We start from the raw sequence: 14004 nt of genomic DNA, 5'->3' as shown, positions 1-14004 counted from the left end.
CACCTCGACCTGCGCCGCGAGGACGTCCGCCCCCTCGACGACGACCACCTCGCCGGCCGCCGCAGCGGCGTCCTCCGCCGCGCCGAGCGTGAGCTCCGCGGCGGCGACTCCCTCGATCGCCACCTCGACGGCGGCCTGGGCCTCCGCGACCGCGGTCTCCGCGGCGGCGACGTCGTCCTCGTCGGCGTCCGGATCGGCCTGCAGGGCCGCGAGGGTCGCCTCCGCCTCGACCAGCACGCCCTCGGCGGTGGCCTGGGCGCCGACCGCGGCGTCGAGGGCGATCTGGGCGTCCGTCACGGCCGCGTCGGCGGCGACCTGCACCGCGAGGGCGGCGTCGAGCTCCGCCTGGGCGTCGGCCAGCGAGCGCTCCGCCTCGGCCTGGACGTTCAGGGCCGCGTTCAGGGCCGCGTCAAGAGGTTCCAGGTCCCGTGCCGCGTCGGCCTGCACGGTGAGGGCGAAGCTCAGCTGCGCGTCGAGCGGGTCGATGGCCGCGTCCGCCTCGAGCTGGGCCGCCAGGGCGGTGTCCAGCGCGTCCTCGGCCGGGCCGACGGCGGCGTCCGCCTCGACCTGGGCCGCCAGGGCGGCGTCCAGGGCATCCGCGGCGTCGACGGCGGCCTCGAGGTCCGCCTCGGCGTCGGCCAGGGCGTCCTCCGCGGCGTCGACGTCCGCGGCGGCCTCGGCCCGGGCGTCGAGGGCGACGTCCAGGGCGTCCTGCGCGTCGGCGACCACGGCGTCGTAGGCCTCGAGCTCGGCGTCGAGAACCGCCTCGGAGTCCTCGAGGGCGGCGGTGGCCTCGTCCAGGGCCTCCTGAGCGGCGTCGCGGTCGGCCTCGGCCGCGTCGATGTCGACGTCGACGGCGGCGTCGAGGGCGGCTTCCAGGGCGGCCTCGGCCGCCTCCAGCTCCGCCGCGGCCACGAGGGCCGCCTCGGCGAGGGTGTCGCGCTCGGCCTGGGCCGCGACGACGGCGTCGACGGCCTCCTCGAGCAGGTCGACGAGCTCGGCCTCGAGGCCGGCCTGCTCGAGCGCGGTGCGCAGCTCGGCCTCGGCGGCCAGGCAGGCGGCGTCGCCCGGGGCGGCCGCGGCCGGGGTCGCGGTCAGGAGGAGGCCGCCGGAGGCCAGGGCGGCGGCGGTACCGGTGGCGAGAAACGTCTTGCGGAGGGTCATGGTCGTCCTCATCAGACAGGAGGCGGAGTGGGGGCTCCGCTCGGGGGGATTATCAGCAGACGATCAATTTGCGATCGTGTACTCCACGGTACATGCGCGATCCCCACTGCGGACGGCTGCCCCCGGACTTTTTTCCAGGGCGCCCCGCCAGCCGCCTCGGGCGCCGGTCCGAGGTCCTGGCGCGCCCTGCCACGTCGGACACTTCTCCTCTCCCGGGACGGTCCCGTCCCTGCCACGCCGGACCCTCCCCCCAGGCCCGGCCGGCCCCTGCCCGCGGCCGATGCTCCGGACGTATGCTCGGATCGAGCCGGATCGAGCCGGGCGAGCTCGCCGGAGACCGCGACGGCGGCGCCGTTCCAGGGATGGAGACACGATGAGCACACCCCCGCCCCGAGACCAGCACGTCCCCGACCCGCACTCCCCCGACGCGCACGTGGCCGACAGCCACGACCTGATCCGCGTCCGGGGCGCCCGGGAGAACAACCTGCAGGACATCAGCGTGGACCTGCCCAAGCGCCGGCTGACCGTGTTCACCGGGGTCTCCGGGTCCGGGAAGAGCTCCCTGGTGTTCGGCACGATCGCCGCGGAGTCCCAGCGGCTGATCAACGAGACCTACAGCACCTTCGTGCAGGGCTTCATGCCCACCCAGGCCCGGCCCGACGTCGACGTCCTCGACGGGCTCACCACCGCGATCATCGTGGACCAGGAACGGATGGGCGCCAACGCCCGCTCCACCGTGGGCACCGCCACGGACGCGGACGCGATGCTGCGGATCCTCTTCAGCCGTCTCGGGCAGCCGCACATCGGCACGGCCAAGGCCTTCTCCTTCAACGTCGCCTCCATCAGCGGCGCGGGTGCGGTCACCCTGGAGCGCGGCGGCAAGACCGTCAAGGAGCGGCGCAGCTTCTCCATCACCGGGGGCATGTGCCCGCGCTGCGAGGGCATGGGGCAGATCAACGACTTTGACCTCACCCAGCTCTACGACGCCGCCAAGTCCCTCAACGAGGGCGCGCTGACCGTCCCCGGCTACAGCGCGGACGGCTGGTACGGCCGGATCTTCGGCGGCTCCGGCTTCCTGGACCCGGACAAGCCGATCCGCGACTACACCGAGACCGAGCTGCACGACCTGCTCCACAAGGAGCCGACCAAGATCAAGGTCGACAACATCAACCTGACCTACGAGGGTCTGATCCCCCGGATCCAGAAGTCCTTCCTGTCCAAGGACGTCTCCGCCCTGCAGCCGCACATCCGCGCCTTCGTGGAGCGGGCGGTGACGTTCACCGACTGCCCCGAGTGCGGCGGCACCCGGCTCAGCGCGGCCGCCCGGTCCTCGAAGATCCGGGGCACCAGCATCGCCGACGCCTGCGCGATGCAGATCAGCGACCTCGCCGCGTGGGTGCGCGAGCTGGACGAGCCGTCCGTGGCCCCGCTGCTGACCGCCCTGCGCGAGACCCTCGACTCCTTCGTGGAGATCGGTCTCGGCTACCTCTCGCTCAGCCGGTCCTCCGGCACGCTCTCCGGCGGCGAGGCCCAGCGCACCAAGATGATCCGCCACCTCGGCTCCTCGCTCACCGACGTCACCTACGTCTTCGACGAGCCGAGCATCGGCCTGCACCCGCACGACATCGAGCGGATGAACCAGCTCCTGCTGCGGCTGCGGGACAAGGGCAACACCGTGCTGGTGGTGGAGCACAAGCCGGAGACCATCGCGATCGCCGACCGCGTGGTGGACCTCGGCCCCGGCGCCGGCACGGCCGGGGGCACCGTCTGCTACGAGGGCACGGTCGAGGGCCTGCGCGCCGCCGGCACCCTCACCGGGCGGCACCTGGACGACCGCGCCGCCCTCAAGACCTCGGTGCGCACCCCCACCGGGGTGCTGGAGGTCCGCGGCGCCGACACCCACAACCTGCGCTCCGTGGACGTGGACATCCCGCTCGGCGTGCTCACCGTGCTGACGGGGGTGGCCGGCTCCGGGAAGAGCTCGCTGATCGCCGGTTCGGTGCTCGGCCGGGAGGACGTGGTCTCGATCGACCAGGCCGCCATCCGCGGCTCCCGCCGCAGCAACCCCGCGACGTACACGGGTCTGCTGGATCCGATCCGCAAGGCCTTCGCCAAGACCAACGGGGTGAAGCCGGCGCTGTTCAGCGCCAACTCCGAGGGCGCCTGCCCCGCCTGCAACGGCGCCGGGGTCATCTACACGGACCTGGCGATGATGGCCGGGGTGGCCACCCCGTGCGAGGAGTGCGAGGGCCGCCGGTTCCAGGCCGCGGTGCTCGAGCACACCCTGGGCGGCCGGAACATCGCCGACGTGCTCGCGATGCCGGTGGCCGAGGCGGAGGAGTTCTTCGGCGCCGGCGACGCGCGCACCCCGGCCGCCCACGCGATCCTGGACCGGCTCGCCGACGTGGGGCTGGGCTACCTCAGCCTCGGCCAGCCGCTGACCACGCTCTCCGGGGGCGAGCGCCAGCGGCTGAAGCTGGCCACCCACCTGGGCAGGAAGGGCGGCGTCTACGTGCTGGACGAACCTACCACCGGTCTGCACCTGGCCGACGTGCAGCAGCTGCTGGGCCTGCTGGACCGGCTGGTGGACGCCGGCAAGTCGGTGATCGTCATCGAGCACCACCAGGCGGTCATGGCCCACGCGGACCGGATCATCGACCTCGGCCCCGGCGCCGGCCACGACGGCGGCCGGATCGTCTTCGAGGGCACGCCGGCCGAGCTCGTCGCCGCCCGCTCGACGCTCACCGGCGAGCACCTCGCCGCCTACGTGGGCGCCTGAGCGCAGGGTCGTCCCGCGGTTCAGCGCAGCCCGGCCACGGCCTGACGATAGGCGGCCTCGGCGGCCGACGTGGAGTTGACCCTCCAGTCGCGCTCCTTGTGCTCCTGGAACCAGATGACGCCGCGCACGTCCCCCTGGTCGACGAGGTAGTCGAAGAGCTCCGTGATCCAGTCGGCCTTGGACTGACCGGGACCGTGCCCTTCGGCGGACGCCGTCTCGGTCACCATGATCGGCAACCGGGTGCCCAGGCCGCGCAGCTCGTCGAGACCGGAGCCGAAGAGCTCCGCCGGCCCGGTCCAGGAGAACGACGGATCGGAGGACCCCCAGTTGTAGCCGTCGATGCCCAGGAGGTCGACCACGTCGTCGCCGGGGAAGTAGTCGGCGAGCGCCGCCGTGGCGGTGCCCTCGCCGGCGGCCGGGATGTTGGGCGCCCAGCACCAGCGCACCTCGGTGGCTCCGGCCGCGGCGAACATCTCGTGCACGTGGTGCCACGCCTGCACGTACTGATCGGCGGTGTTGCCGTGACAGCCGGTCCCCCACGGATACCAGTCGCCGTTCATCTCGTGGGCGAACCGCAGGACGACGTCGTGCCCCCACGAGGCCAGGGCCGCCGCCCAGCGGCGGATGTGCTCGTCGTGGTCCCCGGCGAGGGTCCGGGTCAGCGCGAAGGGCGGCTGGTGCGCGGCGGCGGCGGGCACCGTTCCCGGTGCTGCGGCGCGCCAGGGCTCCCAGGTCAGGAGGGGGGTGGCCCCCTGGGCCCGCACGGCGTCGAGAGCTCCCAGCGGTGGATGCTCCTGGGCCCAGTCCTGGAACAGCAGGATCCACTGCGGTGCGGCACCGGTCATGGCGGTGAAGGCGGGCCCGTCCCCGGGCCCGTGGGGCAGGAAGACCCCGTGCTGCAGGGGGCGGAGGCGGTGGTGAGGTGGAAAGGTCTCGATGGTGGTCCTCTCGGCGCAGGCGGTGAGCAGGGCCGCCGCTGCTGCGGCGACCAGGACGGAGCGTCGGCTCGGGGACCGCTGCGGGGCCCTGGCCGCGAGGGGCGGCATCAGTGGGCTTCGGTGCGGACGGGCTCCTCCTCGGGCGCGAAGCCCTCGTAGCGCACCGCCTTGATCAGCACGCTCAGCACCACGAGGTCGAAGACCACCCACGCCACGTTGACGAGGGTTCCGAGCGGCTCGTTCAGACCCACGGCCAGGCGGACCATGCCGATGACCAGGGCCGCCGCGAGCAGGGCCATGGCGATCAGCTGGGGCCGGATCAGGTGCCAGTCGCGGCTGGTGCCCTCCTTGACCTTCGGGGTCACGGCGAAGCCGAGCGGACGGCCGAACCACACGTTCCGCGCGGCGGTGGTGCACGCCTTGATCCAGGTGGGGAACAGGGCCAGGCTGTACTGCTGTCCTCGCCACGTCTTGGCCCCCCGCCCCGCCACCGCGAACAGGACCTGGTTGACGACCATGAAGGGTATGAACCGGACGAAGAAGTCCGCGCTCAGACTGGTGACGGGCAGGACGCCGAGGACCAGGTAGATGATCGGCGCCGCGATGTAGACCACCGCGGCGAAGCCGGACAGGTAGCTCCACATGGTGGCGAAGTACATCAGGCGCTGCGTCCACCGCATGCCCCGCTTGGACAGCGGGTTCTCCCGCAGCAGCACCTGGATGGTGCCCTGGGCCCAGCGCAGGCGCTGGGTGAGCATGGTCTTGAGGTCCTCCGGGGCCAGGCCCAGCGCCAGGACCTCGTGGTGGTAGACGCTGCGCCACCCCAGGGCGTGCATCCGCATGGAGGTCGCCATGTCCTCGGTCACCGAGATCGTCGCCAGCGGCATGACCGGCTGCGCCTCGTCGCCGCGCTCCACGGACACGGCGTCGAGCACCGCCTGCACGGACTCGAGCGCCCCGAGCGGGGACCACTCCCGGGCGGACAGATGGGCCACCGCCGTCTCGACCTCCTCCGGGGAGAGGTGGCCGCGGTCGGTGTCCAGGCCCATGGCGGAGATCTCCGCGAGGTCCGCCTGCAGCGCGGAGAAGTCCGCGGCGACGAGCTCCTGGACGGCGTCGTCCACCGTGCGGCGCAGGTCGTAGGTGATCTCGCTGTAGGACCGCCCTGCCTTCAGGTCCGCCCGGGCCTTCCGGGTGGCCCGCTCCACCTCGTCCAGCAGGCGAGCCACCACCGGGTCGTCCGCCTGCGCGGACCTGCGCGCCGTGCGCACGGCCGTGCGCGCCCCCTGGAGGGCGTTGCGGATGTTCCGCTCCACCTCCTCCACGTAGCCGACCAGGCCCAGCTGCATCAGCGCCTCCCGGCGCAGGATCGCGTTCGAGCCGCAGAAGAAGGCGGCGTTCCAGCCGTCCTTGCCCTGCTGGAGCGGACCGTAGAACAGCGGGGCCTGGCTGCCCAGCGGATCGTCCTCGGGCACGTTGACGAAGTACTGCGGGGTCTGTACCAGGGACACCTTGCGGTGGTTGAAGTAGCCGAGCGTCCGGTCCAGGATCTCGGGCTCCGGCACCTGGTCGGCGTCGAGGATGAGCATGAACTCGCCCTGCGTCATCATCAGCGCGTTGTTGAGGTTGCCCGCCTTCGCGTGGCGAGGCCGGTCCTTCCACTCCGCGCTGCGCGTGAGGTAGCCGATCCCGTGGGCCTCGGCCAGCTCCTGCAGCTCGGGCCGTGCGCCGTCGTCGAGGATCCACGTCTCATGGGGATACCGGATGCGCTGGGCGGCGAGCGCGGTGTCCATGACCATGTCCAGCGGTTCGTTGTAGGTGGTGATGAACACGTCCACGGTCATCCCCGGCGGAGCCGGCGGCGGCGTCCGTTCCTTGATCCGCCACATCGTCAGGCCGAACAGCATCACGTCGATCAGGCTGTAGGTCTCGGCCAGCACCAGCGGCACGGCGACCCACCACGCCGACCAGTTCAGCGACTCCAGCCAGCGCCACGTCAGATAGTTCACCCCCAGGATGACGGTCAGCACGACCAGCAGACGGATCACGAAATGGTGCACATCATCTCCTCATCGGTGCCCCGCGGCGCAGGAGGCCCCGCCCACGGGAAACCAGCTTAGTGGCAGGCTCGGCCGCCGGTGCCGGCCAGTATCCTTTTCCTGGCTGCTCCGAGGACGCGCCGGCAGGCGCTGTCCGTGGTGCTCGACCGGCGGGGAGGGCCGACGAGGACCAGCCGATGCCGAGGGGGCGCCGTGAGTTCCACCGTTCACCGGGACCGGCGGATCCCCGCCGCCGTGATCCTGCTCCTGGTCCTGCTCATGACCGTGCTCGGTCCGGTCCGCGCCGACCCGGCGCAGGCGACGGCGGGTCCGCAGACACCGGCCGTCCCCGAGGAGGGCCCCTACCTGGGGGCGCTGCTGGACTGGGCCGCCGACTCCGCCGCCGGCCACGCCGAGCGCCTCGGGGCGCCCGCGGCCGTGTACGGACGGCCGGTCCCGCTGCCGATGAGCGAGCAGGAGCAGGGCTACCTGCGCGACTACTTCGGACAGGTCGCGGCCCAGGGCGCCCACGCCCTGCTCACGATCCGGCCCGAGGTCCCCCTGGCACGGATCGACGACGCGCGGGCCTCGGTCCTGGCGGCCCAGGTGGCCGACGTCGCCGAGGGGTACGACGGCACCGTGTTCATCCGCTTCGCCCCGCAGATGAACGTCTCCTGGGTGCCGTGGGGCCAGCAGCCGGAGGCCTACACCGAGGCGTTCCGCACCGTGGCGACCGCCTTCGACGACGAGCTCGAGGACCCGGTGCTGGTGTGGTCGCCCACCGCGGCCGAGGACTACCCCTTCCGGGCCCCGTCCACCACCGGCCCGGAGGGTGGGACGCTGGGCGCCCTGGACACCACCGGGGACGGGAGCTGGGACAGCGCCGACGACGCCTACGGCCCGTACTATCCCGGTGACGACGTCGTGGACTGGGTGGGACTGAGCATCTACCACGACGAGACCCGGAACGGGCCGGCCCGCAACACGGTGCCGCCGCCCGGGCGGTTCGCCGCCCTGCTCGGCCCGGCGGCAGGAACCGGTCCGCCGGACGACGCCGACTTCTACGCCCGCTACGCCGTGGGGCGCGACAAGCCCCTCATGGTCGAGACCGGCGCCTTCTACAGTCCCGACGTCGAGGGCGGGCCCTCGGAGGAAGAGGTCAAGAGCTCCTGGTGGACACAGGCCCTGGCGGCCCCCGCCGAGGAGCACGACCGGATCGGGGCCCTGGTGTGGAACGAGTCGGTCGAGGACCGCGACGAGGGCGCGCTGACCGTGGACTGGCGGGTCGCGGCCGACGAGGACCTCGCCACGGCCTTCGCCGAGGACCTGGACCGTTCCGGCGTGCTGAGCGGGCCGGTGGTCGAGCGGTCGGCCCTGGCGGGGACCGCACCGGCCGCCGCGGGTGCCGCCCTGGACGGTGCCGCGGCCTGGAGCACGGCGCTGGCCGCCCTGGCCGTGGCGCTGGTCCTGTGCCTGCTCCCGCAGCTGCGCTCCGTTCGCCGATGGGCCTACGCCGGCGCGTCCTCCCGGGACGTGCGCATCGACATGCTGCGCGGGATGGCCATCGTCTTCGTGGTGGTCAACCACGTCGCCCTGACCTCGCTCTTCCAGCTGCTGACCCAGGAGAGCATCGGCGTGATCTCGGGCGCCGAGCTGTTCGTCCTGCTCTCGGGAGCGGTCCTGGGCATGGTCTACGGACCCCGCGTCAAGGACCACCTGGGTGACGTGGTGGACCGCACGAGCCGACGCGCGTGGAAGCTCTACGTCACCGCCCTGGTGGTGGTCCTGCTGGTCTACGCCCTGAGCCGCCTGCCCTTCCTCGACGCCACGGCCGTCACCACCTTCACCGACCAGGGCACCGGGGCCGCCGGGGCAGGCGCCGCCGGGACCGTCTACGACCTCTACGCGGGCCTGGAGGGCCTCACGCAGTTCCCGGTCCCCGCCCATCTGGTCCCGTCGCTGCTGCTGCTGCAGATCGGCCCCTGGCAGTTCAACATCATGGGTCTGTACGTGATCCTGCTCGCCCTGAGCCCGCTGGTCCTGGCCGCCCTCGCGCGCGGCAGGGCATGGCTGGTGCTGGCGATCAGCCTGGGCCTGTACGCGGTGGGCACGACCACCCGGTTCCGGCTGCTGCCCTCCCAGTTCGAGAACTCCTTCCCGCTGCTGGTCTGGCAGGTGCTGTTCGTGCTCGGCATGGTGGCCGGCTACTACCGGCACGAGATCGTCGCCTGGTTCTCCGCGCCCTCACGGCGGGTCCTGCTGGTCGCCTGCGTGCTCCTGACCGTCGCCCTCGCCGCGTTCTCCTGGTCCAGTCCCTACTTCACCAACGCCTACGACGTCCGGCTCGCCCTGCTCCCGGAGAGCACGTTCCGCACCGTCTACGACGGGTTCTTCGGCAGGACGTACCTGGGCATCGGCCGTCTGGTCAACGTGCTGCTGGTGATCATCGCCGGCTACGCCCTGCTCACCGCCTACTGGCGGCCGCTCGAGCGACTCCTCGGGTGGTTCCTCGTCCCGCTGGGCCAGGCCACCCTCTACGTCTTCATCCTGCACGTGTTCCTGATCCTCGCAGCGGCCAACATCCCTGCCCTGCAGCAGGGAGACCTGTGGCTCAACTCGGCCGCCTACGTGGTGATCCTCGGGCTGCTCTGGGTGATGGTCCGGACGCGCTTCCTGTTCCGGATCATTCCCCGCTGACCCACGGATCCGTTCGGAGGGACAGCCGTTCGCGTCGTCCTCGCCAGGCCCGTCCGGCCACTCGCTACTGTGGTGAGCGTACGGGGGGATCCGCCGCCCCGGCAGTGGTGGACGGATCGACCGCGGCCGAAGGTCGGCCGGGACCGTCACCGGAGGAGAGGAACACCGTGGAGATCGCTGTCGAGCACGCATCCGGCTACACCCGCCTCACCGGCACGGGCCGGCTGAACATGGTGAGGGCGCCCCGGCTGCGGGAGGCCGTGGCGGAGGTGATCGCGTCCGGTCATCACCATCTCGTCCTCGACATGGCGGGCATCGAGTTCGTGGACTCCTCCGGCCTCGGCGCCCTGGTCGGCTGCTTGAAGGCGGCCCGGCAGGCCGGCGGCGACCTCCGCATCGCCAACGTGAGCCCACAGGTGCGCATGGTGCTGGAACTGACCGGCATGACCAGGGTCTTCACCCCCTACGACTCCGTGGACGAGGCCTTTCCCCGTGGCTGAGGAGCCGAGAACCTGCTCTCGACGCGGTCCCGCGACGGCCGCGACCATCGAGGCGGTGCACGACGACATCGACAGCCTGTGGTCCGAGGCGGACGACGTCCCACAGGTCGACCGCATGGCGTTCACCCTGGCGGTGGTCGAGGTCGCCACCAATGTGGTGGCCCACGCCGTGCCGTCCGCCGGCGCACCCTTGGAGCTCCAGGTCGACGTCACCGCGGCACCGTGCCGACTGCAGGCGAGGGTCTACGAGATCGGAGCGGCTCCCTCCGGGGTGGACGCCGGGGCGGATCCCGGGGTGGACGAGCTGGCGGAGTCCGGTCGCGGCCTGGCCCTGGTCCGAGCCCTGGTGAGCACCGTGGTGTTCGAACGCCACGGCGACACGAACGTGTGGGAGCTGCGCCGGGAGTACCACGGAGAAGGACCGTAGCCACGCCGGGGACCGACGCCCGGTGCCGAGGACGTTGCCGTCGTCACCGGCCGCCACGCCCCGAGGAGCGGGGCGGCCCGGCACGGGCAGCCTGCGCCGGCTCAGGTGACTCGGCGCAGGGCCAGCACCGTGGTGTCGTCGTCCGCCACGGACGAATCGGCGTAGTCGCTGCACAGCCGTACGAGCTGGTCGGCGGTCGTGGCCAGCGTGTTCAGCGCCGCGACCGTGGACAGCGCCTGGTCGAGGTCGTCGAAGAAGTCCAGGAACCCGTCCGAGAACACCGTCAGCGTCTCGTGGGGCCCCATCTCGTCGGTGTGGATCTCCCAGGTCCAGTCCGGCAGGACGCCCAGCGGCGGTCCGGAGGAGGCGAGCCGCCGCCAGGTTCCGTCAGGGCGCAGGATCAGCGCCAGGCCGTGCCCGGCGTCGATGTACTCCAGGTGCCCGGTGCAGGGATCCAGACGGGCGATGAACGCCGTGGTGAAGGCCCCGGCCTGCTCCAGCAACGGAGTCAGCGCCCCGGCGGCGCGTGCCATGGCCTCCGCCGGGGCGTTGTACTGGAAGGTGCCGCGCAGCACCGCACGGGCCGACGCGGCGAGCAGGGCCGCCGGGATCCCCTTGCCCATCACGTCGGCCACCATGATCTGCACCTGGTCGCCCAGCACCATCCAGTCGTAGAAGTCCCCGCCCAGTGACCTCGCCGGCAGGCAGCGTCCGGCGGCCTCGATCGCGGGCGTCCGCAGACCGGTGCGGGGCATGAGCAGGCGCTGCACCTGCTCGGCCCGGTCCATCTCCTGGGCCGTGGCCAGTTCCCGTTCGACCCACCCGGCCATCTCCCCCAGGAGGCGCCGCTCCCGCTCGTCCAGCTCCCGCGGGTGGTCGTCGACCAGGCACAGCGACCCCACGGTCTCCCCGCCGGGGGCGTGCAGCGGATGCCCCGCGTAGAACCGCACCGGGTCCGGCACGGTGATGAAGGAGCTGCCGGTGAACCGCTCGTCGATCACAGCGTCCGGGACGACCAGCATCTCGTCGGCCTCGACGGTGCGCGCGCACAGCGAGTCGGTGCGCGTGGCATGGACCAGCCCGCCGAGACCGGACTCCGCCTTGGTGAACTGCCGGTCGGTGTCGATCAGGTTCACCGCGGCGGCCTTGACCCCGAACACCTCGCGGGCGATGCGCACCACGCGGTCGTAGCGCTCCTCCCGCGGGGTGTCGAGGATGCGGAGTCCGTGCAGGGCGCGAACCCGAGCTTCCTCTTCCGATGTCTCCGCAGCCGCTGTCATGACGCCTACGCTACCGGCCCGCGCCGGGCCCGAGACCCTCGGGGGGTGCAACCTCTTGACGCCTTGCGCCTTAAGCGGTGTACTAGTGGAGTAACTAACCAACTAGCTCGGGGGTCGGAGTGGTCGACGACGGCAAGCCCCTGTTCGTGCAGATCGCCGAGCAGGTCGAGGACTCGATCGTGGACGGCAGCCTCGCCGAGGAGGCCCAGGCGCCGTCCACCACCGAGCTCGCCGCCTTCTACCGCATCAACCCGGCCACCGCCGCGAAGGGCATCAACATGCTCGTCGGCAAGGGAGTGCTCCAGAAGCGCCGGGGCATCGGGATGTTCGTCGCCCCCGGCGCCCGGGAGCTCCTGCTCGAGGAGCGCCGCAGCGCCTTCGCCCACCGCTACGTGCACCCGCTGCTCGCCGAGGCGCGCAAGATCGGGCTCGGGCCCGACGACGTCGCCGATCTCGTCCGAGCCGGTGCCGCCGGCACCGCACCACAGGCCACGCCAGATCGAAGGACACCATGAATCCCGTGATCGAGGTCCGCAACCTCACCAAGCGCTACAAGGACAAGCTCGCCCTCGACGACGTGAGCTTCGACGTCGAGCAGGACACGGTCTACGGACTGCTGGGCCGCAACGGCGCCGGCAAGACCACCGCGATGTCGATCCTCACGGCGCAGAACCTCCCCACGCGCGGTGAGGTGCGCGTGTTCGGGGAGAACCCCTACGAGAACGCCCGGGTGCTCAGCCGGATGTGCTTCGTGCGCGAGAGCCAGAAGTACCCCGACGACGCCACCCCGCGGCACGCCTTCACCTCGGCGCGGATGTTCTTCCCGCGGTGGGACCAGCAGCTCGCCGACGAGCTCGTCGACGAGTTCCAGCTGCCCGTGAAGCGCACCATCAAGAAGCTGTCCCGCGGTCAGCTCTCGGCCGTGGGCGTCATCATCGGCCTGGCGTCGCGGGCGGAGATCACCTTCTTCGACGAGCCGTACCTGGGCCTCGACGCCGTCGCGCGGCAGATCTTCTACGACCGCCTGCTGACCGACTACGCGGAGCACCCGCGGACGGTGCTGCTCTCGAGCCACCTCATCGACGAGGTCGCGAACCTCCTCGAACGGGTGCTGGTGATCGACGAGGGCCGGATCATCATGGACGAGTCCACCGACGACGCCCGGGCCCAGGCCACGAACGTCGTCGGCGAGGCCTCCGCGGTGGAGGACGCGGTGCGCGGCCGCGAGGTCATCCACCGCGAGAGCCTCGGCCGCGTCGCCTCCGTCACGTTCCTCGGCCGCCTCGAGGACGCCGAGCGCGCCGCGATCACCGCGGCGGGACTCGAGCTGGCGCCCGTCTCCCTGCAGCAGCTCATCGTGCGCCGCACGCAGCGGCGCTCCCCCGGCCACGACGCGCGCGCCGCGGCCACCCAGGAAGGAGCCCTCCGATGACCGCCCTCGACGCCGGCACCGTGACCCGCCCCGCGGCGGTGCGCCACCGCACCCTCAACGTGGTGCGCCTGCAGTTCGTGAACACGCAGACCTTCGTCTGGGTGCCGGCGCTCGTGCTCGGCGGCGCCTGGGTGCTCACCCTGCTGATCTACTGGATCATCCACAGCGCCGGCGGCGTGGACGTCAAGATCGGCGGGGGCTCGCAGGCGCCGCTGTGGTACTTCCTCGTGGTCGGGGTCCAGGCCATGACGCTGACCTTCCCGTTCTCCCAGGCGATGAGTCTGACGCGCCGGGAGTTCTATCTCGGCTCCCTGGCGGCCGCCGCCGTGAGCGGCCTGGGCATGTCGCTGATCTTCGTGCTGCTCGGGCTGGTCGAGCGGGCCACGGACGGCTACGGCCTCAACGGGTACTTCGCCTACCTCGACTGGATCTGGGCGGCCGGGCCGCTCGCGGCGGGCCTGACGTACTTCGTCTCCACGATGCTGTTCTTCATCATCGGCTTCTGGTTCGCCACGATCTTCAAGCGCTTCGGCACGGCCAAGCTCGTGATCGTCATGCTCGCGATCGGCCTGGCGCTCGTGGGGCTCGTCGCCCTGGTCAGCCTGCGGCAGGCCTGGCCGGAGGTGGGCGCCTGGATCGCGGAGACCGGCTCCCTGGGCCTGACGATGTGGGCGGTGCTGCTGAGCGCCCTGCTCGCGGTCGGCTCCTACCTCACGCTGCGCAGGATGCCGGCTTGAGGACCGGACGG

At 72.0% G+C, this 14004-nt stretch carries 10 protein-coding genes and 1 pseudogene; 7 read left to right on the top strand and 4 right to left on the bottom strand.

The features are described 5' to 3' along the window. A pseudogene (locus ACFU0Y_RS03980) lies at nucleotides 1–1164 on the bottom strand (hypothetical protein); the annotation flags it as partial. A gap of 373 nt (nucleotides 1165–1537) precedes the next feature. Between ACFU0Y_RS03980 and ACFU0Y_RS03975 the strand changes: the two are divergent. Continuing rightward, nucleotides 1538–3943 (top strand): ATP-binding cassette domain-containing protein, encoded by a 2406-nt coding sequence (locus ACFU0Y_RS03975; RefSeq protein ID WP_380213149.1) that lies wholly within the window; start codon nucleotides 1538–1540, stop codon nucleotides 3941–3943. A gap of 20 nt (nucleotides 3944–3963) precedes the next feature. Here the strand turns inward: ACFU0Y_RS03975 and ACFU0Y_RS03970 are convergent, their stop codons facing one another. After that, nucleotides 3964–4989, bottom strand: coding sequence for a glycoside hydrolase family 26 protein (locus ACFU0Y_RS03970; RefSeq protein ID WP_380213148.1), 1026 nt, complete (start codon nucleotides 4987–4989; stop codon nucleotides 3964–3966). Continuing rightward, on the bottom strand, nucleotides 4989–6941 hold the full coding sequence (locus ACFU0Y_RS03965) for a glycosyltransferase (protein WP_380213147.1): 1953 nt from the start codon (nucleotides 6939–6941) through the stop codon (nucleotides 4989–4991). The genes ACFU0Y_RS03970 and ACFU0Y_RS03965 overlap by 1 nt, the downstream gene beginning before the upstream one ends. A 192-nt stretch (nucleotides 6942–7133) precedes the next feature. Here ACFU0Y_RS03965 and opgC point away from each other — a divergent pair, with 192 nt between their 5' ends. The 3 genes from opgC to ACFU0Y_RS03950 all read left to right on the top strand — a co-directional run bounded on the left by opgC (nucleotide 7134) and on the right by ACFU0Y_RS03950 (nucleotide 10544). Further along, nucleotides 7134–9617 carry an OpgC domain-containing protein gene (gene opgC / locus ACFU0Y_RS03960; protein WP_380213146.1) on the top strand — a complete coding sequence of 828 codons (2484 nt, stop codon included), beginning with the start codon at nucleotides 7134–7136 and terminating at the stop codon, nucleotides 9615–9617. 167 nt (nucleotides 9618–9784) lie between these two features. Further along, nucleotides 9785–10117 (top strand): STAS domain-containing protein, encoded by a 333-nt coding sequence (locus tag ACFU0Y_RS03955; protein ID WP_380213145.1) that lies wholly within the window; start codon nucleotides 9785–9787, stop codon nucleotides 10115–10117. Continuing rightward, a complete protein-coding gene (locus ACFU0Y_RS03950; RefSeq protein ID WP_380213144.1) occupies nucleotides 10110–10544 on the top strand; it encodes an ATP-binding protein in 435 nt (144 codons plus the stop codon). The genes ACFU0Y_RS03955 and ACFU0Y_RS03950 overlap by 8 nt, the downstream gene beginning before the upstream one ends. 101 nt (nucleotides 10545–10645) lie before the next feature. On the opposite strand, the gene ACFU0Y_RS03945 is transcribed toward ACFU0Y_RS03950, so the two are convergent. Next, a complete protein-coding gene (locus ACFU0Y_RS03945; protein WP_380213143.1) occupies nucleotides 10646–11824 on the bottom strand; it encodes a PP2C family protein-serine/threonine phosphatase in 1179 nt (392 codons plus the stop codon). A gap of 119 nt (nucleotides 11825–11943) precedes the next feature. Between ACFU0Y_RS03945 and ACFU0Y_RS03940 the strand changes: the two genes are divergently transcribed. From ACFU0Y_RS03940 to ACFU0Y_RS03930, 3 genes are read left to right on the top strand one after another with little or no spacing between them, the layout of a single operon-like run. Continuing rightward, nucleotides 11944–12339, top strand: coding sequence for a GntR family transcriptional regulator (locus tag ACFU0Y_RS03940; RefSeq protein ID WP_380213142.1), 396 nt, complete (start codon nucleotides 11944–11946; stop codon nucleotides 12337–12339). After that, on the top strand, nucleotides 12336–13256 hold the full coding sequence (locus ACFU0Y_RS03935; protein WP_380213141.1) for an ABC transporter ATP-binding protein: 921 nt from the start codon (nucleotides 12336–12338) through the stop codon (nucleotides 13254–13256). Before ACFU0Y_RS03940 ends, ACFU0Y_RS03935 begins: the two co-directional genes overlap by 4 nt. Further along, on the top strand, nucleotides 13253–13993 hold the full coding sequence (locus ACFU0Y_RS03930) for a hypothetical protein (protein ID WP_380213140.1): 741 nt from the start codon (nucleotides 13253–13255) through the stop codon (nucleotides 13991–13993). The genes ACFU0Y_RS03935 and ACFU0Y_RS03930 overlap by 4 nt, the downstream gene beginning before the upstream one ends. Nucleotides 13994–14004: the final 11 nt, after the last annotated feature.

Origin of the sequence: Kocuria sp. NPDC057446, from assembly GCF_042802875.1 — a bacterium.
GTDB lineage: Bacteria > Actinomycetota > Actinomycetes > Actinomycetales > Micrococcaceae > Kocuria.
Note: the sequence above shows the minus strand (reverse complement) of the source record. Positions and strands in the feature narration are given on the sequence as shown.

Coding starts and splice junctions, on each gene's coding strand:
- ACFU0Y_RS03945 (WP_380213143.1), bottom strand. CDS start 11,824: ATGACAGCGGCTGCGGAGACATCGGAAGAGGAAGCTCGGGTTCGCGCC.
- ACFU0Y_RS03975 (WP_380213149.1), top strand. CDS start 1,538: ATGAGCACACCCCCGCCCCGAGACCAGCACGTCCCCGACCCGCACTCC.
- ACFU0Y_RS03970 (WP_380213148.1), bottom strand. CDS start 4,989: ATGCCGCCCCTCGCGGCCAGGGCCCCGCAGCGGTCCCCGAGCCGACGC.
- ACFU0Y_RS03930 (WP_380213140.1), top strand. CDS start 13,253: ATGACCGCCCTCGACGCCGGCACCGTGACCCGCCCCGCGGCGGTGCGC.
- ACFU0Y_RS03935 (WP_380213141.1), top strand. CDS start 12,336: ATGAATCCCGTGATCGAGGTCCGCAACCTCACCAAGCGCTACAAGGAC.